General features: G+C 58.5%; 20 protein-coding genes and 1 other annotated feature. Of the genes, 9 read left to right on the plus strand and 11 right to left on the minus strand.

Annotated elements, in window-relative coordinates:
- From urtD to atzF, 7 genes are all read right to left on the minus strand, one after another.
- On the minus strand, positions 1–792 hold the full coding sequence (urtD, locus tag AC6I8E_RS02820; protein ID WP_497824402.1) for an urea ABC transporter ATP-binding protein UrtD: 792 nt from the start codon (positions 790–792) through the stop codon (positions 1–3).
- Positions 789–1,862 (minus strand): urea ABC transporter permease subunit UrtC, encoded by a 1,074-nt coding sequence (gene urtC / locus AC6I8E_RS02825; protein WP_497824403.1) that lies wholly within the window; start codon positions 1,860–1,862, stop codon positions 789–791. Before urtC ends, urtD begins: the two co-directional genes overlap by 4 nt.
- Positions 1,862–3,427 (minus strand): urea ABC transporter permease subunit UrtB, encoded by a 1,566-nt coding sequence (gene urtB / locus AC6I8E_RS02830; protein ID WP_095706228.1) that lies wholly within the window; start codon positions 3,425–3,427, stop codon positions 1,862–1,864. Before urtB ends, urtC begins: the two co-directional genes overlap by 1 nt.
- Positions 3,428–3,527: 100 nt before the next feature.
- Positions 3,528–4,796, minus strand: a complete 1,269-nt coding sequence (urtA, locus tag AC6I8E_RS02835; RefSeq protein WP_497824684.1) for an urea ABC transporter substrate-binding protein — start codon at positions 4,794–4,796, stop codon at positions 3,528–3,530.
- A 27-nt stretch (positions 4,797–4,823) separates the two neighbouring features.
- A complete protein-coding gene (locus tag AC6I8E_RS02840; protein ID WP_195857372.1) occupies positions 4,824–5,525 on the minus strand; it encodes a GntR family transcriptional regulator in 702 nt (233 codons plus the stop codon).
- 9 nt (positions 5,526–5,534) lie between these two features.
- A complete protein-coding gene (gene uca / locus AC6I8E_RS02845) occupies positions 5,535–9,152 on the minus strand; it encodes an urea carboxylase (protein WP_497824404.1) in 3,618 nt (1,205 codons plus the stop codon).
- Positions 9,153–9,154: 2 nt separating this feature from the next.
- Positions 9,155–10,951 carry an allophanate hydrolase gene (gene atzF / locus AC6I8E_RS02850; protein WP_418162466.1) on the minus strand — a complete coding sequence of 599 codons (1,797 nt, stop codon included), beginning with the start codon at positions 10,949–10,951 and terminating at the stop codon, positions 9,155–9,157.
- Positions 10,952–11,222: 271 nt separating this feature from the next.
- Between atzF and sltY the strand changes: the two genes are divergently transcribed.
- Complete coding sequence (gene sltY / locus AC6I8E_RS02855; RefSeq protein WP_497824405.1) at positions 11,223–13,142, plus strand: murein transglycosylase; 1,920 nt, start codon at positions 11,223–11,225, stop codon at positions 13,140–13,142.
- A 45-nt stretch (positions 13,143–13,187) separates the two neighbouring features.
- Positions 13,188–13,508, plus strand: a complete 321-nt coding sequence (trpR, locus tag AC6I8E_RS02860) for a trp operon repressor (protein ID WP_013356705.1) — start codon at positions 13,188–13,190, stop codon at positions 13,506–13,508.
- Here the strand turns inward: trpR and yjjX are convergent, their stop codons facing one another.
- Positions 13,509–14,027 (minus strand): inosine/xanthosine triphosphatase, encoded by a 519-nt coding sequence (gene yjjX, locus AC6I8E_RS02865; protein WP_013356706.1) that lies wholly within the window; start codon positions 14,025–14,027, stop codon positions 13,509–13,511.
- Positions 14,028–14,231: 204 nt separating this feature from the next.
- Between yjjX and gpmB the strand changes: the two genes are divergently transcribed.
- Positions 14,232–14,879, plus strand: a complete 648-nt coding sequence (gene gpmB, locus AC6I8E_RS02870; protein WP_013356707.1) for a 2,3-diphosphoglycerate-dependent phosphoglycerate mutase GpmB — start codon at positions 14,232–14,234, stop codon at positions 14,877–14,879.
- Between the two features lie 39 nt (positions 14,880–14,918).
- Here the strand turns inward: gpmB and robA are convergent, their stop codons facing one another.
- On the minus strand, positions 14,919–15,800 hold the full coding sequence (robA, locus tag AC6I8E_RS02875; protein ID WP_013356708.1) for an MDR efflux pump AcrAB transcriptional activator RobA: 882 nt from the start codon (positions 15,798–15,800) through the stop codon (positions 14,919–14,921).
- A gap of 194 nt (positions 15,801–15,994) precedes the next feature.
- Between robA and creA the strand changes: the two genes are divergently transcribed.
- On the plus strand, positions 15,995–16,468 hold the full coding sequence (gene creA, locus AC6I8E_RS02880; protein WP_033731476.1) for a protein CreA: 474 nt from the start codon (positions 15,995–15,997) through the stop codon (positions 16,466–16,468).
- Positions 16,469–16,539: 71 nt separating this feature from the next.
- Here creA and arcA read toward each other — a convergent pair whose 3' ends face one another.
- Positions 16,540–17,256: a two-component system response regulator ArcA gene (gene arcA, locus AC6I8E_RS02885; protein WP_010253677.1), complete on the minus strand. Its 717-nt coding sequence runs from the start codon at positions 17,254–17,256 to the stop codon at positions 16,540–16,542.
- Positions 17,257–17,865: 609 nt separating this feature from the next.
- Between arcA and AC6I8E_RS02890 the strand changes: the two genes are divergently transcribed.
- The 5 genes from AC6I8E_RS02890 (at position 17,866) to thrC (ending at position 23,592) form a co-directional block, all read left to right on the plus strand.
- Complete coding sequence (locus AC6I8E_RS02890) at positions 17,866–18,570, plus strand: tRNA/rRNA methyltransferase (RefSeq protein WP_033781810.1); 705 nt, start codon at positions 17,866–17,868, stop codon at positions 18,568–18,570.
- Positions 18,571–18,758: 188 nt separating this feature from the next.
- Positions 18,759–18,827 (plus strand): thr operon leader peptide, encoded by a 69-nt coding sequence (gene thrL, locus AC6I8E_RS02895; protein ID WP_071822204.1) that lies wholly within the window; start codon positions 18,759–18,761, stop codon positions 18,825–18,827.
- Positions 18,766–18,884 (plus strand) — a sequence feature (Thr leader region). It overlaps the preceding gene by 62 nt.
- Positions 18,885–18,910: 26 nt before the next feature.
- On the plus strand, positions 18,911–21,373 hold the full coding sequence (gene thrA, locus AC6I8E_RS02900; protein ID WP_013356711.1) for a bifunctional aspartate kinase/homoserine dehydrogenase I: 2,463 nt from the start codon (positions 18,911–18,913) through the stop codon (positions 21,371–21,373).
- A 2-nt stretch (positions 21,374–21,375) separates the two neighbouring features.
- A complete protein-coding gene (gene thrB, locus AC6I8E_RS02905) occupies positions 21,376–22,305 on the plus strand; it encodes a homoserine kinase (RefSeq protein ID WP_013356712.1) in 930 nt (309 codons plus the stop codon).
- A 3-nt stretch (positions 22,306–22,308) separates the two neighbouring features.
- Positions 22,309–23,592 carry a threonine synthase gene (gene thrC / locus AC6I8E_RS02910; RefSeq protein WP_497824406.1) on the plus strand — a complete coding sequence of 428 codons (1,284 nt, stop codon included), beginning with the start codon at positions 22,309–22,311 and terminating at the stop codon, positions 23,590–23,592.
- A 65-nt stretch (positions 23,593–23,657) separates the two neighbouring features.
- On the opposite strand, the gene yaaA is transcribed toward thrC, so the two are convergent.
- The gene (gene yaaA / locus AC6I8E_RS02915; RefSeq protein WP_201252313.1) at positions 23,658–24,431 is read right to left on the minus strand and encodes a peroxide stress protein YaaA; all 774 of its coding nucleotides are present in this window, start codon (positions 24,429–24,431) and stop codon (positions 23,658–23,660) included.
- Between the last annotated feature and the right edge of the window lie 62 nt (positions 24,432–24,493).

Below are 24,493 nucleotides of genomic sequence, written 5' to 3' on the forward strand. Positions count from 1 at the left end.
TCAGCGCCCCAGATAAACGTCGATAACCTGCTCATTAGCCTGAACCTCGCGCAGCGAACCCTCGGCCAGCACCTGTCCCTGATGCAGCACGGTGACATGGTCAGCAATGGTCTCGACAAAGCCCATGTCATGCTCCACCACCATCAGGGAATGTTTGCCCGCCAGGCTGCGGAACAGCTCGGCGGTGTAGTCCGTCTCCGCGTCGGTCATGCCCGCCGCCGGTTCATCCAGCAGCAGCAGATGCGGCTCCTGCACCAGCAGCATGCCGATCTCCAGAAACTGCTTCTGGCCGTGTGACAGCAGACCCGCGCGATGCTGGCGTTCGCCGCCCAGCCGCAGCAGTTTCAGTACCTCATCAATGCGATCGCGCTGTTCGCTGCTGAGGCGAGCGCGCAGGCTGGCCCAGACCGATTTATCGGCTTTGAGCGCGATCTCCAGATTCTCGAACACGGTTAACGCCTCAAACACCGTGGGCTTCTGGAACTTACGGCCAATGCCGGCGCGGGCGATCTCTACCGGTGAAAGACGGGTCAGATCGCTGTCCTGGTCGTAGATCACCCGACCCGCGTCTGGCCGGGTTTTGCCGGTGATCACATCCATCAGCGTGGTTTTCCCCGCGCCGTTGGGGCCGATCACGCAGCGCAGCTCACCGATGCCAATCTGCAGCGAAAGATCGTTCAGCGCCCGGAAGCCGTCAAACGACACGCTGATCTTCTCCAGTTGCAGCACCGGATCGCGCTGCGCCCGGTGGCGATCCGCCCGCTGGGGTTGGGTAAACAGGGCATCACTCATTTTTTCCTCCGGCGCAGCAGGCCAATCACGCCGTGCGGCAGAAACAGTGTCACCAGGATAAACATCAGTCCCAGGAAGAAGAGCCAGTATTCGGGGAAGGCGACGGTGAAGAAGCTGCGCGCGCCGTTTACAATCGCCGCGCCCAGCAGCGGGCCAATCAGCGTGCCGCGTCCGCCCAGCGCCACCCAGATCGCCGCTTCTATCGAGTTAGCCGGTGACATCTCCCCCGGATTGATAATGCCGACCTGCGGCACATAGAGCGCCCCGGCCAGGCCGCACAGCACGGCGGAGAGCGTCCAGACAAACAGCTTGAAGCCGCGTGGATCGTAACCACAGAACATCAGGCGGTTTTCGGCGTCCCGCACTGCCGTCAGCACCCGGCCAAACTTGCTGCGCGCCAGGGCGAAGCCGATCACCAGACTCAGCAGCAGCAGCAGCACGGTGGCGATAAACAGCCCGATGCGGGTGCCGGTCGCCGTCACCGAAAAGCCGAGCAGGGTGGTAAAGCCGGTAAAGCCGTTGTTGCCGCCAAAACCGGTTTCGTTGCGAAAGAACAGCAGCATTCCGGCGTAGGTCAGCGCCTGGGTCATGATGGAGAAGTAGACGCCTTTGATCTTCGAGCGAAAAGCGAAGAAGCCAAACACCAGCGCCAGCAGGCCCGGCACCAGCATGCTCAGACAGAGCGCCCAGGCAAAGTATTCGGTGCCGGTCCAGAACCAGGGCAGCTCACGCCAAGAGAGAAAGGACATAAAGGTGGGCAAGCCTTCACCGGCGGCCTGGCGCATCAGGTACATGCCCATGGCATATCCGCCCAGAGCAAAGAACAGGCCGTGACCCAGCGACAGCAGTCCGGCGTAGCCCCACACCAGATCGAGCGCCACCGCGACCACCGCATAGCAGAGGATTTTGCCGACCAGCGTCAGGGTATAGGTAGAGATCGCCAGCGGATGCGTGGCGGGCAGCAGCGCCAGAAACGGCATCACCAGCAACGCCAGGGTGATCGCCAGACCGATGCTGATCGTCAGGCGCGGCGCCGTGCGCACCGCGCGGAGCGTGATGGGTTGCGTCATCAGTCAGTCACCCTTCCTTTAACCGCAAACAGTCCCTGCGGACGTTTCTGAATAAACAGCACGATAATCACCAGAATCAGGATCTTACCCAGCACCGCGCCAATCTGCGGCTCCAGCACTTTGTTCAGAATCCCCAGGCTGAACGCGGCAACCACGGTGCCCGCCAGCTGGCCGACGCCACCCAGCACCACCACCAGGAACGAGTCGATGATGTAGCCCTGACCCAGCTCCGGTCCGACGTTACCGAGCTGCGACAGAGCGACGCCGCCCAGCCCGGCAATGCCGGAGCCGAGGCCAAACGCCAGCATATCGACTCGACCGGTCGGCACGCCGCAGCACTCCGCCATGGCGCGGTTCTGGGTCACGGCGCGCACGTTCATGCCAAGGCGGGTCCGGTTCAGCAGCAGCCAGGTGAGCGCCAGCACAAACACCACAAACAGGATTACCGCGATGCGGTTCCACGGCAGCACCAGATTAGGCAGCAGCTGTAAGCCTCCGGAGAGCCACGATGGGTTCGCCACCTCCAGGTTCTGCGCCCCGAACAGCACCCGCACCAGCTGGATCAGCATCAGGCTGATGCCCCAGGTCGCGAGCAGCGTTTCCAGCGGACGGCCATAGAGATGACGGATGATGGTGCGCTCCAGCACCATGCCAATAGCGGCAGTGACCATAAAGGCGACCGGCAGGGCCAGCAGCGGATACCAGGCTAAGTAGTGCGGGGCAAACTGCTGGAACAGGCTCTGAACCCACCAGGTGGCGTACGCACCAAGCATCAGCATTTCACCGTGCGCCATGTTGATCACGCCGAGCAGGCCATAGGTAATCGCCAGGCCCAGCGCGGCCAGCAGCAGGATAGAACCCAGCGACAGGCCGCTGAAGGCCTGGCCCAGCAGATCGCCCCACATCAGCCGCTTCTGAATCTGTTGCAGGCTCTCCGCTGCGGCTGCCCGCACGGTGGCGTCCGGCTCATTCGCGGGCTGGGTCAGGTGTTGCAGGCTGGCCTGGGTATTGGGATCGCTGGACTCACCCAGCAGTTTCACCGCCCGCAGGCGCACCATCGGTTCCCCATCCGCCAGTTGCAGGTTCGCCAGTGCCAGCGCTAATGCGGCGTGAACGCGGCTATCTTTTTCGGCGGCCAGACGCTGTTCCAGCAGCGGCAGCTGGTCTGCAGAACCGTCATTCTGCAGCTGCTGCGCTGCGCGCAAACGCAGTGTGGCATCGCTGCTCACCAGCTGATGGGCAGCCAGCGCGTTGTTCACCAGCACGCGCAGGCGATTGTTCATAAACAGCTTTTTAAGGTTGCCGGTGGGCTGCGATACAGCGTCCAGCGGCTGCAGCGTCGAACCCTGCTGGCTGAATGGCTGTTTGTTCTGGTCGATGACCACGGTTTCGGCTTTCAGCGCTTCCAGCAGCGGCAGACGATGGCTGTCCGGCGTAGCGGCCCACTGTTGCAGCAGCGTGGCCTGCTGGCTGCGGCTGGCGGCGGCAAAGTCAGCCGCCGGTCCGGCACTGGCAAACAGCGGGACCAGCAGCAGCAGGCTGAAAAAGCAGCGACATAAATTCATAAAAGGAGCCTCGTTTGGCAAGGTCAGTACGGCAGCCTGAAAAGTGGCTGCCGTGCTGCCGCGTCACTGCGGGTGACGCTTTCTCATCAGCAACGCGCGCTTACTGCGCGGTCTTCACCGGGTGATCGGGCTTCTTGTCGTTACCGGCAATGTATGGGCTCCACGGCTGCGCGCGCACTGGCTTATCGGTCTGCCACACCACGCTGAACTGGCCGTTCTCTTCCACTTCGCCAATCATGACCGGCTTATGCAGATGATGGTTGGTCTGATCCATCGTCAGGGTAAAGCCATCCGGCGCTTTGAAGGTCTGACCGGCCATTGCCGCCCGCACTTTATCCACGTCCGTCGTGCCCGCTTTTTCCACCGCCTGCGCCCACATATGAATGCCAACATAGGTCGCTTCCATCGGGTCGTTGGTCACGACGGTAGCCGCGTTTGGCAGGTTGTGTGCTTTGGCGTAAGCGCGGTAATCGGCGACGAATTTCGCGTTGGTCGGATTATCGATCGACTCGAAATAGTTCCAGGCCGCTAACTGACCCACCAGCGGTTTGGTGTCGATACCGCGCAGCTCCTCTTCGCCCACCGAGAAGGCGACCACCGGAATGTCAGTGGCTTTGATGCCCTGGTTAGCCAGCTCTTTGTAGAACGGCACGTTGGAGTCGCCGTTGATGGTTGAGACCACCGCCGTTTTACCGCCTGCCGCGAATTTTTTGATGTTGGAGACAATGGTCTGATAGTCGCTGTAACCAAACGGCGTATAAACCTCTTCGATATCTTTGTCCGCCACGCCTTTGCTGTGCAGGAAGGCGCGCAGGATCTTATTGGTGGTGCGCGGATAGACATAGTCGGTGCCCAGCAGGAAGAAGCGTTTCGCGCTGCCGCCATCTTCGCTCATCAGGTACTCCACCGCCGGAATCGCCTGCTGGTTAGGTGCCGCGCCGGTGTAGAACACGTTGGGTGACATCTCTTCCCCTTCATACTGCACCGGATAGAACAGCAGGCCGTTCAGTTCTTCAAACACCGGCAGCACCGATTTGCGTGATACCGAGGTCCAGCAGCCAAATACCACCGCCGCTTTATCCTGCGTCAGCAGCTGCCGCGCTTTCTCGGCAAACAGCGGCCAGTTAGAGGCGGGATCGACCACCACCGGCTCCAGCTTTTTCCCCAGCACGCCGCCTCTGGCGTTGATCTCATCAATGGTCATCAGCGCCACATCTTTCAGCGGCGTTTCTGAAATCGCCATGGTGCCGGAGAGCGAATGCATGATCCCCACTTTGATGGTGTCAGCCGCCTGCGCACTCCAGGCGAAACCCAGACTGACAACGGTAGCGGAGAGCGCGAAAGCCTTGGTCAACGAACGTCTTTTCATCATTTAAACCCCTGAGTGGTTGTTATGTTATTCGGTGAGCTGGAGCCGGGCCTGCTGCAGGCGGTGCAGGGTGATCTTCCTGACCTCCGCCTTACTGACGGCGATATGATCGGTCAGGATGCGTTGCGCCTCGCCTGTCTGCTGCTGAAAAATGGCCTGTAAAATCTGTGCATGTTCCTGATAGGTGGCCCAGACGCGGTCATCGCGGGTAAAGTCGAGCCGGCGAATAATGCGGATCTTCTCCGTGAGTTCGGCGTGAATGCGCGCCATCTCCGGATTGCCCGCTGCCGCCACCAGCGTCATGTGAAACGCCTCGTCATGCTGCGACACTACCAGGCCCTCGGTGAGCGCCTCTGCCTCACACCAGAACTGGTTAAGTTCGCTTAACAGCGCGGCACACTGCGGCGTGGGCAGGGCGCATAGGCGTTTTACCGCCTCGCACTCCAGCACGGTGCGCAGGTCATACAGCGATTCGAACCAGGCAAAATCGAAGTTTTTGATCTGCCAGCCGCTGCGGAACCAGACTTCGACAAAGCCTTCGCGCTCCAGCCGGAACAACGCCTGGCGCACTGGCGTGCGGCTGACCGCCATCCGTCCGGCGATTTCGCTTTCGCTGAAACGATCGCCCGGCATCAGGCGAAAGGCGAAAATATCGGCCTTCAGCGCCTGATAGACCCGTTCAGCCAGCGCTTCCGGACGCGCTTTAGGGGATTGAGGTTGGGTTGTCATTACCGCTCCTTATTCCAGCCACAGCAGGTTGTCGCCTGGACTCACCGGACGGCCCGCCTGGCAGGCAATCCGCGTGACCCGACCGGCCTGCGGCGCGACAATCGCCAGCTCCATCTTCATCGCCTCAACAATAATCAGCGTCTGTCCGGCGCTGACCGCGTCGCCCGGCTGTACCAGCACTTTCCAGATGTTGCCATTGAGATCCGCCTGCACCGCCAGCCCGGCTTCCTCCTCTGCGCTAGCGCTGGCCTGCGCCTCATCCGCCGCTGGTGCGTTCTGCTCCTCCTGCGCCCAGAGCTGCACTTCCTGTTCAAAGGCGGTGGCCTGGCGCTGGCGGAACGCGGCAATTTCAGTGGCGTGATCGGCGAGGAACTGCTGGTGGGCAGCAAAATCAAACTGCGTCTCTTCAATCCGCAGGCTGGCACGACCTTCCCGGAAATCTTCGCGCAGCTGGTTCAGCTCGGTTTCACTCACCGGATAGAAGCGCACCTGATCGAAGAAGCGCAGCAGCCACGGCGCATTGGGCGCGAACTGTGCGTTTTTCAGGAAGGTGTTCCAGATAGGCAGCGTGCGGCCCACCAGCTGATAGCCGCCGGGTGAATCCATGCCGTAGATGCACATGTACATGCCGCCAATCCCGACGGTGCCTTCGGCGGTAAAGGTGCGTGCCGGACTGTATTTAGAACTCAGCAGGCGATGGCGTGGATCGATCGGCACGGCGCAGGGTGCGCCCAGGTAGACATCGCCCAGGCCCAGCACCAGATAGCTGGCGTCGAACAGGGTGTCGCGCACCTGCTCGCGGCTGCTTAAGCCGTTAATACGCTGGATGAAGTCCACATTGTTCGGCAGCCATGGCGCGCTGGCACGCACCGTCTCCTGATAGCGGCTGACCGCACCCAGCGTGGCGCTGTCTTCAAATGCCATCGGCATCCACACCACGCGCGACGGGACTTTCAGCGTGCTGACATCGCCCAGCGTCGCTTCCAGCGCCAGCAGCAGCGACATCAGGGCGGACTGGTGAATGATACGGCTGTCGTAGCGCACCTGCAGCGATCGCACGCCTGGCGACAGCTCCTCGACGCCTGGCTCCGCCTGCGCCGTCAGGGCATTCATCAGCAGGTGGACGCGCAGGCGCAGTGCCAGATCCAGCACGTTGTCGCCATACTCAATCAGCACATATTTGTCGCCCGCCTGGCGATAGACCACTTTCGGCGTGCTACCGGTAGCCTCAATGGCGGCCAGAATGGTGGCGGAGCCGTGGGCGGTTTCGGCCAGTGACGGCACGGCAAAGGTCGGTGGATGTTCCGGCCGCAGGGTTTCAATCAGGTGCATCTGCGCTTTTTCCCGCGCCAGCGCATCGTCGGCCGTAATCGGGTGGAAGCGGATGGTGTCGCCAGGTTTGACCTGGCCCACTTTCCACAGTTCGGCTTTGGCGATGGTCACCGGACAGACAAAACCGCCCAGGCTCGGGCCGTCATGTGTCAGGATCACCGGGAAGTCGCCGGTGAAATTGACCGCGCCAATGGCATATTCACAGTCGTGAACGTTGGAGGGGTGCAGGCCCGCTTCGCCGCCGTTGGCGCGGGTCCAGGTCGGTTTCGGGCCAACCAGCCGCACGCCGAGGCGATTGGAGTTGTAGTGTACCTGCCAGTCGCTGGCAAAGAACTCGTCGATGGCGGCCTGGGTGAAGAAGTCCGGTGCGCCGTGCGGGCCGTAGAGCACGCCGATGCGCCATTCGGTGCCGTAGTGCGGAATCAGCGCGGCATCGAGCGGCTGCGGGTCGCTGACGGGGGCAGGCGTGGTGCAGGCTGCCCGTTCAGGCTGTGAGATCGCCAGCATATCGGCCACCCGCAGGGTGCGTCCGGCATGACCGCCAAACTGGCCCAGTGAGAAGGTGCTGCGACTGCCCAGATACTCCGGCACGTCGAAGCCGTTGCGCACCGCCAGATAGCTGCGGCAGCCCTGCCGGGCGCGTCCCAGTGCCAAAGTCTGTCCGGCTTTCACCGTCAGCGGCTGCCAGTAGCTGACCGGTTCACCATCGAGCCGGGCGTCGCAGTCCGCGCCGGTCAGCGCCAGAATGGCATCACAGTGGAAACGCAGCGTCGGCCCCTGCAAAGTAAACTCCAGGCCTGCAGCCGTGTCATGGTTACCGACGATGCGGTTAGCCAGCCGGAACGCGAAGTCATCCATCGGGCCGGATGGCGGCACACCGATATCCCAGTAGCCGAGGCGGCCAGGGTAGTCCTGAACCGAACTGAAGGTGCCGGGCTGCAGTACCTCCACCACGGAGGCGGCAGGGACGACGCTGTCGAGATAGCGCGTCCAGACGTTGCCAGTGCGAAAGGCGTCGCTGGTGGTAATCTGGCGCAGATAGTCGAGGTTAGTGGCGATGCCATGCAACTGCGTGGCATCCAGCGCCTGATGCAGTTTTTCCAGCGCCGCATCGCGGGTGTCGGCATGGACAATCAGCTTGGCGATCATCGGATCGTAGAAGCTGGAGACTTCACTGCCGGTTTCGATGCCGCTGTCGACCCGCACGCCGTCAGGGAAGGTGACGCCGGTAAGCAGGCCAGGGCTGGGCTGAAAGTTCTTCAGCGGATCTTCCGCGTAAAGCCGCACCTCAATGGCCGCGCCCTTGGGTGGCTGCTGCAGACGTGACCAGTCCACCGCATCGCCTGCCGCTACCTGCAACATGCACTCCACCAAATCGAGTCCGGTGACGCATTCTGTGACCGGATGCTCCACCTGCAGACGGGTGTTCACTTCCAGAAAGTAAAAGGCCTGCTGGCTGACGTCGTAGATATACTCCACGGTGCCTGCGCTGCGGTAGTTGACCAGCTCACCCAGCCGTACCGCTGAGGCGAGCAGGGCGTCACGCGTCGCCTGCGACAGCCCGGGTGCAGGTGTCTCTTCCACCACCTTCTGATTGCGGCGCTGCAGGGAGCAGTCGCGTTCCCCCAGTGCCACCACGTTGCCCTTGCCGTCACCAAAAATCTGCACTTCAACGTGGCGGGCGCGATCGATACAGCGCTCCAGAAACACGCCGGCATCACTGAAGAACTGTTCGCCCAGACGGCGTACGCTCTCCCAGGCGCTGGCGAGCGCATCGGCATCAGCGCAGCGCGTCAGGCCAATGCCGCCGCCGCCCGCCGTGCTTTTCAGCATCACCGGATAGCCAATGTCATCGGCAGCTTGTAACGCCTCCTCCAGCGAAGCAAGCAGCGGTGTGCCTGGCGTCATCGGGACACCCGCGCTGGCAGCCAGCTCACGGGCGCGGTGTTTCAGACCGAACTCACCAATCTGCTGCGCGGTGGGGCCGACAAAGGCTATGCCCGCCGCGTCGCAGGCGTCAGCAAACGGCTGGCTTTCAGAAAGAAAACCGTAGCCCGGCCAGATCGCCTGCGCGCCGCTCTGCTGCGCCGCCGCCAGAATTTTGTCGATGCGCAGATAGCTGTCGCTGGCTTTGTCGCCGCCCAGCGCGATAGCGATATCCGCCTGCTTAACGTGCTGCGCATTGCGATCGGCGTCAGAGTAAACTGCGACGCTTTTCACGCCCAGGCGCTTCAGGGTGCGAATGGCGCGGCAGGCAATCTCGCCGCGGTTGGCAATCAGTACGGTGGTAAACATGATCAGTGACTCCCCTGTGAGGCCAGCCAGTTGCGCCAGCCGCCCGTCTCAGTGATTTCCAGCGCACTCTTCAGCGCTGAGCCTTCGCAGATAAAGCCTTTCACCACCCGGCCATCAGCCAGCGCCAGGCTGCCGATACCCAGCGGTGCGGGGATCTCCGCCACAAACTCGCCAAAACGCGCGACCGGGATATCCCACAGTTCAACGGTGATGGCTGCGCCCTGTTCGTCACGCATCAGGCCGGGCTTTTTGATTGCGCCCTCCAGCAGGGCGAACAGGCGATAGTGTGGCGCGGTCTGCGTCTCTTCGACCCAGACGGCCTTGCGTTCAGTGAGCTGGAAATTAAGCGGCATGCCGGTCAGATGCGCGCCCACGACCGCCAGCCGGACGTGGTCGGATGAGGCGGGCAGCGAAGTGCGCCGGGCCGGGAAGGGCTGGCCGGTGGCGCCCAGCGGCAGAGCGAGCTGCTGCTGCCAGCGAAGACCAAACTCCGCCAGCGCCCGATCGTGCCAGGCAGGCGCAATCAGCGTGATACCCGCCGGGAGATCGTCGTTGCGGAACGGGCCGGGCAGCGCCAGTGCAGAGAGGTCGGCAAGATTGGTGAAGTTGGTATAGGTGCCGAAATGCGAGTTGTAGAGAATCGGCTCCTGCTTCATCTCCTCCAGGGTGTGGATGGTGGGCGAGGTGGGCACCACCAGCGCGTCGAACTGTGCCAGCGTCTGCTGGATCTGGCGCGTCAGCTCCGCCCGCAGATACTCCGCCTTATAAGCATCGACCGCACTGTATTTCAGGCCGCTGGCGACGATCTCATGCACCACCGGGTCCATCTCCGCCGGACGATCAAGCATCCCGCCCACCGCCGCCGTGCGTTCGGCGACCCAGGCACCGTAATAAAGCTGTTCAGCCAGCTTGCTGAATGGGGTGAAGTCGATGGGGTGCAGCGTTGCGCCGCCCGTCTGTAATGCCTCCAGCGCCTGATCCCAGGCTGCTTCGGCCGCCGCATCATCAAAAAATTCCGGGTTCAAAGGTACAGCAAAATGGGGATGAACGGGCAGGCTGGCCGGGGCGGTGCGCGGATTCACGCGCGAATAGGCGTCACCGGCATCATAGCCTCCCATGATACTGGCGACGCTAAACGCATCTTCTGCCGTCAGCGCAAACACCGAAATAGTGTCGTTGAGGCGACAGGCGGGCACCACGCCACGCGCAGAGAACCAGCCCTTGGTTGGCTTGAGTCCGACTATATTGTTAAAGCCTGCCGGCACGCGACCCGAACCGGCGGTATCGGTGCCCAGCGAAAAGGCAACTAGCCCGCGCGCCAGCACGGATGCCGAACCGGAGCTGGAGCCGCCACTGACATAATCAGCATCAAAGGTGTTGCTAACCGCGCCATAAGGCGAACGGGTGCCCACCAGACCGGTCGCAAACTGATCGAGGTTGGTTTTGCCGATGACGACGGCACCAGCGGCTTTCAGCCGGGCGACGGCGACCGCGTCTTCGCTGGCGGTATAGGCAAAGGCAGGGCAGGCGGCGCTGGTCGGCCAGCCCGCCACATCGATATTGTCTTTAACCGCAAAAGGCACACCAAACAGGGGCAGCGAGCCGGGATCGCGCTGATAATCCGCCAGCAGTGGCGCAATCTGTGCCGCTAACTGATCCGGTGTCGCGAGGTAGATCCAGGCATTATCACGGGTGTCGAGTGCTGCCAGGTGTTCAGTCAGCAGTGAGGTTATCTGTTGCGGAGCCTGCTGATAGCGCTGCTGCCAGGCAGGAAGTGTCAGGCCGATGGTTGAAGTCATATGAAGAATTCCAGCTGGTATACAAGATGGGATTCAACAGAGCAAAGGGTGTGCCACTTTTTTAACGCAATGATTCAACAGTTTAATGCGTGCAGTGATAAGATTTTCTGATGATAATTTGCACAATGGCGGCGCGCACGCTGATCGATGACGGTGCGTTTAGTGTCCGTGTGCGTAAATTTTGTGAAGAACATGGCAAGAGTCCGGTGGCCCGGTTAGCATGAAAGACTGTCTGGCAACTCGCCGGCGCCCAGCAACAGAGGAGATTTACGTGGTGAAGTGGCGTAACTGGATGATAGGGATCTGCCTGGTCGGTTCGGCCAGCAGCGCATGGGCCGATTCGCTGGATCAACAACGGCAACGTTATCAACAAATTAAACAGGCCTGGGACAGCAACCAGATGGCGACCGTGGATCAGCTGTTGCCGACGCTCCAGGATTATCCGCTCTACCCTTATCTGCAATATCGCCTGCTGGCACAGGATCTCGATCAGGAAACCGCCCTGGCCGTGCAGAATTTTATTCGCCAGTATCCGACGCTGCCACCCGCGCGCTCGCTCAGTACCCGCTTTATTAATGTGCTGGCTTACCGTCAGGACTGGCAGGGCGTGCTGAACTTCAGTCCGACCGAACCGAAGCCAGTGCAGGCACGCTGTAACTGGTATTACGCCAAATGGGCCACCGGTCAGCAGCAGGCCGCGTTTGATGGCGCGAAGCAGATCTGGCTGCGCGGCACGGCGCTGCCCGCGGACTGCGATAAGCTCTTCTCGGTATGGCAGGCGTCCGGTCAGGTTTCGCCGATTACCATCCTGGAACGTATCCGGCTGGCGATGAAAGCGGGCAACGACAGCCTGGTGAGTTATCTGGCGAAAACGTTACCTGCCGACTATCAGACCATGTCTGACGCGATACAGTCCCTGCAGCAGGATCCGTTAACGGTCAGCACCTTTGCCAGCGCCGTCGGGCCAACCGACTTCACCCGTCAGGCCACGATTTACGCCTTTACGCGCGTCGCGCGGCAGGACATGGAAAATGCCCGTAGCCTGATTCCGATTCTGGTCCGGGCACAGAAGATGGGGCTGGAAGATGAGCAGGCGCTGAAGGAGATTGTGGTCTGGCGCATGATGGGCAGCGATCTCACCTCTGAGCAGGCGCGCTGGCGCGATGCGGTGGTGATGAACAGTGAGTCGACCGCGTTGGTGGAACGCCGGGTGCGCCTGGCCCTTTCTCAGCATGACAGACGCGGCCTGAATACCTGGATCGCCCGTCTGCCGCTGGAAGCCAAAGAGAAAGATGAGTGGCAGTACTGGCAGGCTGACCTGCTGTTTGAAAAAGATCGTAAAGAGGAAGCAGAAGAGATCCTGCGCAAGCTGATGCAGGCACGTGGCTTCTATCCGATGGTGGCCGCCCAGCGACTCGGTGTTGACTACCCGTTGCAGGTCGATGAAGCGCCGAAGCCTGACAGTGCCACGGTGCAGGGACCGGAGCTGGCCCGCGTACGCGAACTGATGTACTGGGGGCTGGATAATCTGGCACGCAGCGAGTGGAGCAATCTGATTGCCAGCCGCACCCACTCGCAGCAGCAGATGCTGGCACGTTACGCCAATGAGCAGGACTGGTGGGATCTCAGCGTGCAGGCGACCATCACCGCCAAAATGTGGGACAGTCTGAAAGAGCGCTTCCCGCTGGCATGGCAGAGCGTCTATGAGCGTAACACTGAGGTCAAACAGATCCCGCCAAGCTATGCGATGGCGATTTCGCGCCAGGAGAGCGCCTGGAACCCGAAAGCGCGTTCGCCGGTCGGGGCCAGCGGTCTGATGCAGATTATGCCTGCCACCGCGGCGCATACCGTGAAGATGTACAACATTCCTGGCTACAGCAATACCAGCCAGCTGCTGGATCCGGAAACCAATATCCAGATCGGCACGCAGTATCTGGAATATGTCTATCAGCAGTTTAACCAGAACCGGATCTTCGCCTCTGCGGCCTATAATGCCGGTCCGGGCCGGGTGCGAAGCTGGCAGAAAACCAGTGCAGGCAATCTCGACGCCGTCGCGTTTATTGAGACCATTCCGTTCTCTGAAACGCGCGGCTACGTGAAGAATGTGCTGGCGTATGACGCCTATTATCGTTACTTCATGGGCAAGCCTGACAGGATCCTGTCAGATGCTGAGTGGAATCGCCGTTACTAGCTGTGCTAAGCTTCCGTACTCTTTAGCGAGTACGGAAGCCTCTTCATGACCCATTCTGATTCCCCCTCTACCGATGCGCATCCGCCAGAAGATAGCTGGCAACGCTTTGTCGTGCTGATGCAGCAGGCCTTTGCCGATGGTCATGCATTGCCACTGATGCAACTGATGATGACACCTGATGAGCGGGAAGCATTCGGCACCCGACTGCGGATTATCGAAGAGTTGATGAACGGCCAAATGAGCCAGCGTGAGCTGAAAAATGAGCTCGGCGTCGGCATCGCGACCATTACCCGCGGCTCCAACAGCCTGAAAGAGGCGCCGCCAGAGCTGAAACGCTGGCTGGAAGCGCATCTGGGACGCGTCTGATTACTGCTGATAGAGCGGATGGACGAACGGGCAGAGTGCCAGAATCAGCGCCTGATGATAGACACTGGAGCGACTGAGCAGGCCGTTCGTGAACGCCCCGATAGCACCACCCTGGTGTTTGATATTGTCGATGCCGGTTAACCGCGCCATCTCTTCGCCCAGCTCCCGGCCTTCGCGCAGGCCTGCCAGCACGACTGGCGGCAGGGTAAAACTGGCTGAGCGCGATTCGCCGCGCTGCTTCTGGTTTTCCACGACCATCCAGGCAAATGCGGTGTCATCTTCGATGCCTGCCTCAATCGCCACCCAGAACGCCGCTTCAGGCCGGACCTGGCGGGCATTCATGACGCGCTGACGTGCGCCTGTTCGCGTTTCCAGATGGGTTAACGGTTGTGCTGCTACGCCGCTATCGACCTCGACCCCTTCAATATGGCAGGATCCCTCGCCGAAAACGTCGCTGAAAGCCTGAGCAATCGCGTGAATCTTCGCTGGGTTGGTTGTGGCTGCGACAACATGGTACATAATTGGTTGAACCCTCAGGTGATTAAGAGCCTGGCCCATCAGGCAATTTTACGGGCTGGTCTGAACCTGAGCAGTGCCACGATCCTCGCGTACTACGTGTACGCCGGGTTATTCCGCACGCTCCGTGTCCAGACTGCCTGCAACAATGACGCCTGATGGGGCAAGCTCTGAGACGATTTTTGTCGCAGTATAACGGAAACTAACATGCTACAGGTCTATCTTGTTCGTCACGGTGAAACGGTATGGAATGCGGAACGCCGCATTCAGGGGCAATCCGACAGTCCGCTGACGGAAAAAGGTGAGCAGCAGGCTTACCAGGTCGGTGAGCGCGTCAAACATCTGGGCATCACGCACGTGATTGCCAGCGATCTGGGGCGTACGCGCCGCACCGCGGAGATTATTGCGGATGCCTGCGGATGCACAGTGACGCTGGATCCGCGGCTGCGTGAGCTGAATATGGGCGTGCTGGAGAAGCGTCCGCTGGATGGCTTAACGGCGGAGGAAGAGCAGTGGCGCGCCACGCTGGTCAACGGCACCGAAGGCGGCCGCATTCCAGAAGGCGAGTCGATGACGGAGATGGCGACCCGCATGCACGCCGCGCTGAATGCCTGCCTTGAACTGCCTGCCGGAAGCCGTCCGCTGCTGGTCAGTCACGGTATGGCGCTGGGATCGCTGGTCAGCACGATTCTCGGTCTGCCCGCGTATGCAGAACGTCGCCTGCGACTGCGTAACTGCTCAATCTCACGTGTCGATTATCAGCAGAGTGCCTGGCTGGCAGAAGGGTGGATTGTGGAGACGGCGGGAGATATTTCCCATCTTGACGCGCCTGCGCTCGACGAGCTGCAACGCTGATGTCGTGAAAGCTGCCGTCCTGAGACGGCAGCCCTGACCTTAGCTGGCGACGGTCTGGCGGCGAATCGGAATCAGGTATTCGCACCGGATCTCAGTCGGTGGCTCGCTACGCTTTTTACCGCCATGAGTATAAAAGCGTTCGATATCCTGTCCCTGACGACGGGTCAGTCCCAGCGTTGGCATGCAGGTGCCGTAAAGCAGCAGGATAAATTCCTGCAGATTGACGCGCGGGCCATTGTAGGTGAACTGCACGTAATCGCCCGCTTCCAGAATAACACTTTGTCCGGAGTGCAGGTTGACTGCGCTGTCAGCAGGCACCGCCGTGGTGTAGAGAATCTCCTGCTCATCATCTTTGTCCTGGCTGGCACGCACCTGATGCAGGCCATACAGCACCGGCGGCACCGTGTCCGTTTCCAGCAGGAACTGCTTCCAGAAGTGAATCCGCATCTCATCGCGATAGCTTGAGATCTGCTCCAGAATACAGGTGTAGTTCTGGGTTTGTCCCACCAGTACCGTTTCCGGCAGGGTAACGAAAGCCGGTTCCGGCTGCGTCTCATCGTCCAGGCGAATCGGGGGACGAATACCGAATGAGTTCCAGTCGGAAGAGCGACGATACCAGGCCGGTGTCTGAGCAAACTGCTTTTTGAATGCGCGAGTAAAAGTTTGCTGTGAATCAAAACGATACTGCAGGGCGATGTCCAGAATCGGGCGACTGGTCAGGCGCAGCGCGACAGCAGCTTTCGACAGACGACGCGCACGGATATAGGCACCTATTGCGTGACCGGTTACGTCCTTGAACATCCTTTGTAAATGCCATTTAGAGTAACCGGCTTTCTGGGCAACATTGTCCAGTGAAAGGGGTTGATCCAGATGGCTCTCCAGCCAGACAAGCAAATCGCGAATGATACCGGCTTGGTCCATAAAACATCCTCATACTCTGGTGGTGCAGCTAAACGCATTCGAAGAATATTAGCACTCATTGCTCAAAAGACGTGGGCCGTTTTCCGGGGAAGGTTGTGCTAAATCAGTACGGGCTTAAACCCGTTTTGGTTTGGTCATTAGTTCGATTAACAGTACATTACATTCTCATCTATTCCATTTGCAATGGTAACTCCATGACAATAACGCGTCTTATGATCGCTGCGCTGACCACGCTCACCTTTTCCAGCCCGCTGCTTGCCGAACAGATTGGCTCTGTTGATACGGTATTCAAGATATTCGGGCCTGACCACAAGATCATTGTTGAAGCATTCGATGACCCGGATGTTAAAAATGTAACCTGTTATATCAGCCGGGCGAAGACCGGCGGTATCAAAGGCGGACTGGGGCTGGCAGAAGATACCTCTGATGCCGCGATTTCCTGTCAGCAGGTGGGGCCGGTCGAACTGAGTGATAAAATTGCGCAGGGCAAAGCGGAGGGCGAAGTGGTCTTCCGCCAGCGCACCTCTTTAATCTTCAAGAAGCTGCAGGTTGTACGCTTCTTCGACAAAAAGCGCAACGCTCTGGTCTATCTGACCTATTCCGATAAAGTGGTCGATGGTTCACCGAAAAATGCGCTCAGCGCCGTGCCGATTATGCCGTGGCACTGATTAAACTGCGGTATTGAGCATAAAAAAAACGCCCGCAGGGGCGTTTTTTATTTATCGCATCTGACAGCGTATTAATCCTGCAGATCGCCACAGAAGCGATAACCTTCACCATGGATGGTGGCGATGATCTCAGGCGTGTCCGGCGTGGATTCGAAATGCTTGCGGATACGACGGATGGTGACATCAACGGTGCGATCGTGCGGCTTAAGGTCGCGGCCGGTCATTTTTTTCAGCAGATCGGCACGGGTCTGAATTTTGCCTGGGTTTTCACAGAAGTGCAGCATGGCGCGGAACTCACTGCGTGGCAATTTGTAGTGCTCGCCGTTCGGGTTGATCAGTGAGCGGCTGTTGATATCCAGCTCCCAACCGTTAAATTTATAACTCTCTACCTGACGGCGCTCTTCGCCTGGCATCGCCAGGTTCATGGTGCGCGACAGCAGGTTGCGGGCACGAATGGTCAGCTCACGCGGATTAAACGGTTTGGTGATGTAGTCATCAGCGCCAATTTCCAGACCAAGAATTTTATCGACTTCGTTGTCACGGCCGGTCAGGAACATCAGGGCGACATTGGCCTGCTCACGCAGTTCACGGGCCAGCAGCAGGCCGTTTTTACCGGGCAGGTTGATGTCCATAATAACCAGGTTAACGTCATTGTCGGTCAGCACCTGATGCATTTCAGCACCATCAGTCGCCTCGTACACCACATAACCTTCCGCCTCAAAAATGCTTTTGAGGGTATTACGCGTGACCAGTTCGTCTTCAACGATAAGAATGTGCGGGGTCTGCATGTTTAGCTACCTAAAATTTGCCAACAAATTGAAAACAGGGCGTACAGCGGTATGGCGTTCTCCATCATCGAGAGCGGCGGGCCGCGCTGAACCGTTGTACGAAATCATATTTTGATAAGCCATCTATCAACGTCAACAACAGGTTTAGCTCAGCCAGTCAGGATGAAAATTGCATGCCCCGGGCGTTAATGATAATGGCGCATATCCTAACTGTATTAACAGCAACCTAACAGCACCAACTACAACCGATAAGCATAAAAACAACGCTTCGTTGACTTATATCAAATGCAATTGTAGCACGTTAACACTTTTGTGAAAAACTTCTCGCAGATTGCCTGTTTAGCTCACAAAAAGCATCATTTTCGTTACATTTATTACGCTTGTGACCCAAAATGAAACCAGTGAGTAATCACATTCTATCTATTTGAATTTAAATAGATTAATAATGCTTTCTTTAATAATGCTGCTTTCGGCGATAAAAATATTCAGGACATCACTTTTCACTGGTTTTAACATTGTTAACATCCGATTTTCTTATTACCTTCTGACAACTGAATCATTAATAGCCATGTTAATATGGCGTTATGTAAATGGACCAATGGAATAAATATGCTTTTTCCCCTGATTCTCGTCTCGCCCGCGCGGCCAGAAAATATCGGCGCTGCGGCGCGTGCCATGAAAACCATGGGATTCAGCCAGCTGCGCATCGTTGCCAGCGACGCCTGGCAGGATCCGGCAGCGCGCCGGGTAGCCCATGGCGCGGGTGAGATCCTCGATAATGTTCAGACCTTTGCTACTCTTGCCGAGGCATTAGCGGATATCGATTTTTCGGTCGCGACGACGGCGCGCAGCCGGGCAAAGTTCCGTTACTACGCCACACCCGAACAGGTTGAAACGCAACTGCTGGAAAAGCGTCAGTGGGTCAACAGCATGGCGCTGGTGTTTGGCCGCGAAGATAGCGGGCTGACCAACGAGGAGCTGGAGCAGGTCGATCTGCTCACCGGCATCCCGATGGCAAATGACTATCCCTCACTGAATCTCGGTCAGGCAGTGATGGTTTACTGCTATCAGCTGTCGAAACTGAATCAGGTCGAAGCGCCGGTCGCGTCCGCCGCCGACGGGCAGCAGCTGCAGGCATTGCGTCAGCGTTTCCATCAGCTGCTGGCGCAACTCGACGTCAGTGATGATGAGAAACTCTCAGACTGGATCGATCAGCGGGTGGGTCTGCTGGAACAGCGTGATAGCGCGATGCTGCATCGTCTGCTGCACGATATTGAAAAAAAACTCACAGATAAATCCTCGGCAAAAAGCTGATTTTACAGCAACAGATCGCAGGGAATGTCTGCATTACAAACGATCGAGCAGCGTTTTACGGTTTGACCGGAGGCTGTGCGCAGTGGTGGAAAACTGTCCGCCGGACAAATCGGGTTGACTTAATGTGCGCTTTGCTTTACTTCTGGAAGCAAGACGGACAGACAAAAACAGACAGAAAATAAATCTAAATGCGTAAAATCAGCCTGAACACCACAATTATTACCACCACCATTACCTCAGGTAACGGTGCGGGCTGACGCATACAGGAAAAACAGAAAACAAGCCCGCACCTAAACAGTGCGGGCTTTTTTTTCGGCTTAAATTCAGGAGAGTTAATATTATGCGAGTGCTGAAATTCGGCGGGACCTCGGTAGCGAATGCGGAGCGTTTCCTTCGCGTCGCTGATATTCTGGAAAGCAATGCGCAACAAGGACAGGTTGCAACCGTGCTCTCTGCACCTGCGAAGATCACCAACCATCTGGTGGCGATGATTGAAAAAACCATCAGTGGTCAGGACGCTTTGCCGAATATCAGCGACGCCGAACGCATCTTCAGCGAGCTGCTGCAGGGGCTCGCAGCCGCGCAGCCGGGCTTTGAGTTCGATCGACTGAAAACCCGTGTAGATCTGGAGTTTGCGCAGCTGAAGCAGGTACTGCACGGCATCAGCCTGCTGGGCCAGTGCCCGGACAGCGTCAACGCAGCGATTATCTGTCGTGGTGAAAAACTCTCGATTGCAATCATGGAAGCGCTGCTGCAGGCGCGCGGTCATGAGGTGAGCGTGATTGATCCGGTCGAGAAATTGCTGGCGGTCGGCCACTACCTCGAATCCACGGTCGATATCCCTGAGTCAACCCGCCGTATTGAAGCGAGCCAAATCCCGCCGCAGAACATGATCCTGATGGCTGGCTTTACCGCCGGTAACGAGCGCGGCGAGCTGGTAGTGCTGGGCCGCAATGGCTCAGATTATTCAGCGGCTGTACTGGCCGCCTGTCTGCGCGCCGACTGCTGTGAAATCTGGACCGATGTGGATGGCGTCTATACCTGCGATCCGCGTCAGGTGCCGGATGCACGCCTGCTGAAGTCAATGTCCTATCAGGAGGCGATGGAGCTCTCCTATTTCGGTGCCAAAGTGCTGCATCCCCGCACCATCGCGCCTATCGCCCAGTTCCAGATCCCGTGCCTGATCAAAAACACCGCCAATCCGCAGGCGCCCGGCACGCTGATTGGTGCCGAAGGCGAACAGGATGAGAGCCCGGTTAAAGGCATCACCAACCTGAATAACATGGCGATGGTCAACGTCTCCGGTCCCGGCATGAAAGGGATGGTTGGAATGGCGGCCAGAGTCTTTGCGGCGATGTCGCGCACCGGCATCTCGGTGGTGCTGATCACTCAATCCTCTTCCGAATACAGCATCAGTTTCTGCGTGCCGCAGAGCGAGCTGGCGCGGGCGCGTCACGTGCTGGAAGAAGAGTTCTATCTTGAGCTGAAAGATGGCCTGCTGGATCCGCTGGATATCATCGAAAACCTGGCGGTGATTTCAGTGGTGGGCGATGGCATGCGTACCCTGCGTGGCATCTCAGCGAAATTCTTCTCGGCGCTGGCACGCGCCAATATCAATATCGTGGCGATTGCACAGGGCTCCTCTGAGCGCTCCATCTCGGTGGTGGTAAATAATGACGAAGTGATCACCGGCGTGCGCGTGGTGCATCAGATGCTGTTCGCCACCGATCAGGTGATCGAAGTGTTTGTGGTCGGTGTCGGCGGTGTCGGCGGTGCGCTGCTGGATCAGTTACATCGCCAGCAGGCGTGGCTGAAGCAGAAGCATATTGACCTGCGGGTCTGCGGCATTGCGAACTCGCATGCGCTGTTAACAAACGTCCACGGTATCGATTTAAGCAACTGGCAGGCGGCACTCGCCGAAGCGAAAGAGCCGTTCAATCTCGGACGCCTGACCCGTCTGGTGAAAGAGTATCACCTGCTTAATCCGGTCATTGTGGATTGTACCTCCAGCCAGGCCGTTGCCGATCAGTACGCGGATTTCCTCAGCGAGGGCTTCCACGTGGTGACGCCGAACAAAAAGGCCAACACCTCCTCCTGGAATTACTATCAGCAGATGCGCGCCGCCGCCGCCAAATCGCGTCGTAAATTCCTTTATGATACCAACGTCGGGGCCGGGCTGCCGGTGATCGAAAACCTGCAGAACCTGATGAACGCGGGTGATGAACTGCTGCGCTTCTCCGGTATCCTTTCGGGATCGCTGTCGTTCATCTTCGGCAAGCTGGATGAAGGGGTTTCGCTGTCGCAGGCAACGAACATGGCGCGTGAGATGGGCTTTACCGAGCCCGATCCACGTGACGATCTCGCTGGCACTGATGTGGCGCGTAAGCTGCTGATTCTGGCACGCGAAGCAGGCCATCAGCTGGAGCTGAGTGATATTGAGATTGAGCCGCTGCTGCCCGCCAGCCTGGTCGATATTCAGGATGTGGAGCAGTTTATGCAGCGTCTGCCTGAGCTGGATAACGCCTTTGCCGACCGCGTTGCACAGGCGCAGAATGAGGGCAAAGTCCTGCGCTACGTGGGCGTGATTGAAGAGGGCGGTGTCTGCAAAGTGAAGGTCGACGCCGTTGACGGCAACGATCCGCTCTATAAAGTGAAAAATGGCGAGAACGCGCTGGCGTTTTACAGCCGCTACTATCAGCCGATTCCGCTGGTGCTGCGCGGATACGGTGCAGGAAATGATGTCACAGCGGCCGGTGTCTTTGCCGATCTGCTGCGCACGCTGTCATGGAAGTTGGGAGTTTAATCATGGTAAAAATTTACGCACCGGCCTCGATTGGTAACGTCAGCGTCGGGTTCGATGTGCTGGGCGCGGCGGTTTCGCCGGTAGATGGCTCCCTGCTGGGTGACTGCGTCTCCGTTGAAGCGGCAGAGCAGTTTTCACTGACCAACGCCGGACGTTTTGTCAGTAAACTGCCCGCCGATCCTAAAGAGAATATCGTTTATCAGTGCTGGCAGCGTTTCTGCGAGGCGATTGGCAAAGAGATCCCGGTGGCGATGACCCTGGAGAAGAATATGCCCATCGGCTCCGGTCTGGGCTCCAGCGCCTGCTCGGTAGTGGCCGGTCTGATGGCAATGAATGAGTTCTGCGGCAAGCCACTCAGCGACAGCACGCTACTGACGCTGATGGGTGAGCTGGAAGGGCGGATCTCCGGCAGCGTACATTATGATAATGTCGCTCCCTGCTTCCTCGGCGGCATTCAGCTGATGCTGCAGGAAAATGACATCATCAGCCAGGCGGTGCCGGGCTTTGACGACTGGCTGTGGGTGATGGCCTATCCGGGCATTAAAGTGTCGACTGCCGAAGCGCGCGCCATTTTACCGGCACAGTACCGCAAAGAGGACTGTATTAAGCATGGCCGCCTGCTGGCCGGCTTCATTCACGCCTGCCATACGCGTCAGCCGCAGCTGGCAGCTAAACTTATGCAGGATGTGATTGCCGAACCCTACCGGACCCGGCTGCTGCCAGGCTTCGCCGAGGCGCGGCAGGCCGCGAAAGAGATTGGCGCACTGGCGTGCGGTATCTCCGGCTCTGGTCCGACACTTTTCGCCGTTTGCAATCAGATGGAAACGGCACAGCGGATGGCTGACTGGCTGAGCCAGCACTATCTGCAGAATGATGAAGGCTTCGTCCATATCTGCCGTCTCGACACGGCTGGCGCACGACAATTGGGATAACGCATGAAACTCTACAATCTTAAGGATCACAACGAGCAGGTCAGCTTCGCCCAGGCGGTGAAACAGGGTCTGGGATCGCAGCAGGGTCTGTTCTTTCCGCTGGAACTGCCAGAGTTTGAACTGACTGACATCGACGCGATGCTGGAGATGGATTTTGTCAGCCGCAGCAGCAAAATTCTCTCGGCTTTCATTGGCGATGAGATTCCGGCCCATCATCTGCATGAGCGTGTTAAAGCCGCTTTTGCTTTTCCGGCCCCGGTGAAAGCCGTCAGCGAAGATATTGCCTGTCTGGAGCTGTTCCACGGTCCGACGCTGGCGTTTAAAGACTTCGGCGGCCGTTTTATGGCGCAGATGCTGTCGTATGTTTCAGGCTCAGATGAGCAGATCACCATTCTGACCGCCACCTCCGGTGATACCGGCGCGGCTGTGGCGCACGCGTTCTACGGCATGAAGAACGTGCGCGTGGTGATCCTCTATCCGCAGGGCAAAATCAGTCCGCTGCAGGAGAAACTCTTCTGTACCCTGGGCGGCAACATCGAAACCATCGCTATCGACGGCGATTTCGATGCCTGTCAGTCGCTTGTGAAACAGGCGTTTGATGATGACGAGCTGAAAAAGACGATTGGTCTGAACTCGGCGAACTCTATCAACATCAGCCGCCTGCTGGCGCAGATCTGCTACTACTTTGAAGCGGTCGCGCAGCTGCCGCAGGAAAAACGTAATCAGCTGGTGGTCTCCGTGCCGAGCGGCAACTTTGGTGATTTGACCGCCGGTCTGCTGGCGAAATCGCTGGGCCTGCCGATCAAGCGCTTTATTGCCGCCACCAACGCCAATGACACGGTGCCGCGCTTCCTTGGCAACGGCGAATGGCAGCCTAATCTGACGGTCTCTACGCTGTCGAATGCGATGGACGTCAGCCAGCCAAACAACTGGCCGCGTGTGGAAGAGCTGTTCCGCCGTAAAACCTGGCGCTTAACCGATCTCGCCTGTGGTGCGGTCTCTGATGAGACCACGCGCGCCGCAATGCGTGAACTGGCTGAGATTGGCTATGTTTCCGAACCACATGCTGCCATCGCCTGGCGTCTGCTGCGCGATCAGCTGCAGGAAGGGGAATATGGTGTGTTCCTGGGTACCGCGCACCCTGCGAAATTCCGCGAAAGCGTGGAAGCGATCCTTGAACAGACACTGACGCTACCGCCAGAGTTAGCGGAGCGTGCCGATCTGCCGCTGCTGTCGCACGAGATGAAGGCGGACTTCGGCTCACTGCGTGCGTTCCTGCTGAAGTAGTGCTGTGAATGGCTTCCAGGTGGCGGGAAGCCCATTTGCAGAGAGTACACTACGCGCGCGGGATATTACTGCTCCGCGCGCTTAAAGACCAGTTCGCTTTCGCTGCTGCTGGCCGCATCAAAACGATAGCCATCCAGATCAAACGCCTTAAGCTGCTCCGGCTTTGTCAGGCGCTGCTGAATCACATAGCGACTCATCAATCCACGCGCCTTTTTGGCATAGAAGCTAATCACTTTGTAGCTGCCATTCTTCTCGTCGAGGAATACCGGCTTAATCATTTGTGCCTTCAGCGTCTTCGGCTTAACTGCTCTGAAATATTCGTCTGAGGCGAGGTTGATCAGTACCTCATCACCCTGTTCCGTCAGCGCGGCATTCAGCGTTTCAGTGATGAGATCGCCCCAGAAGGTGTAGAGATCTTTGCCCGCCGGATTGGCCAGGCGAATCCCCATCTCCAGCCGGTAAGGCTGCATGAGATCGAGCGGACGCAGCACGCCATACAGGCCTGAAAGCATGCGCAGGTGCTGCTGAGCAAAGCTGAAATCCTCATCGCTGAAGGTTTCGGCCTGCAGACCCGTGTAGACATCACCTTTGAACGCCAGGATGGCCTGACGGGCATTCTGTGGGGAAAAATCGGGTTGCCAGCTGTTAAACCGTTCGGCATTGAGGTGTGCCAGTTTGTCGCTGATACCCATTAACGAGGCGATGCTGGCGGGTGACAGCTCGCGCGCAATCTCAATCAGCTGTTGTGATTTTTCTAACAGCGCAGGCTGGGTGAAACGCGTGGTCGCCAGCGGGCTTTCATAATCGAGCGTCTTGGCAGGAGAGATCACCATCAACATTGTTGCTTCCTCGGTTAATGCCTGGTTTAACAGGGCATTGGCTGCTTATCAGGCTCTGCAGT

Source organism: Pantoea sp. X-Soil-YNGN-785 (assembly GCF_059730585.1).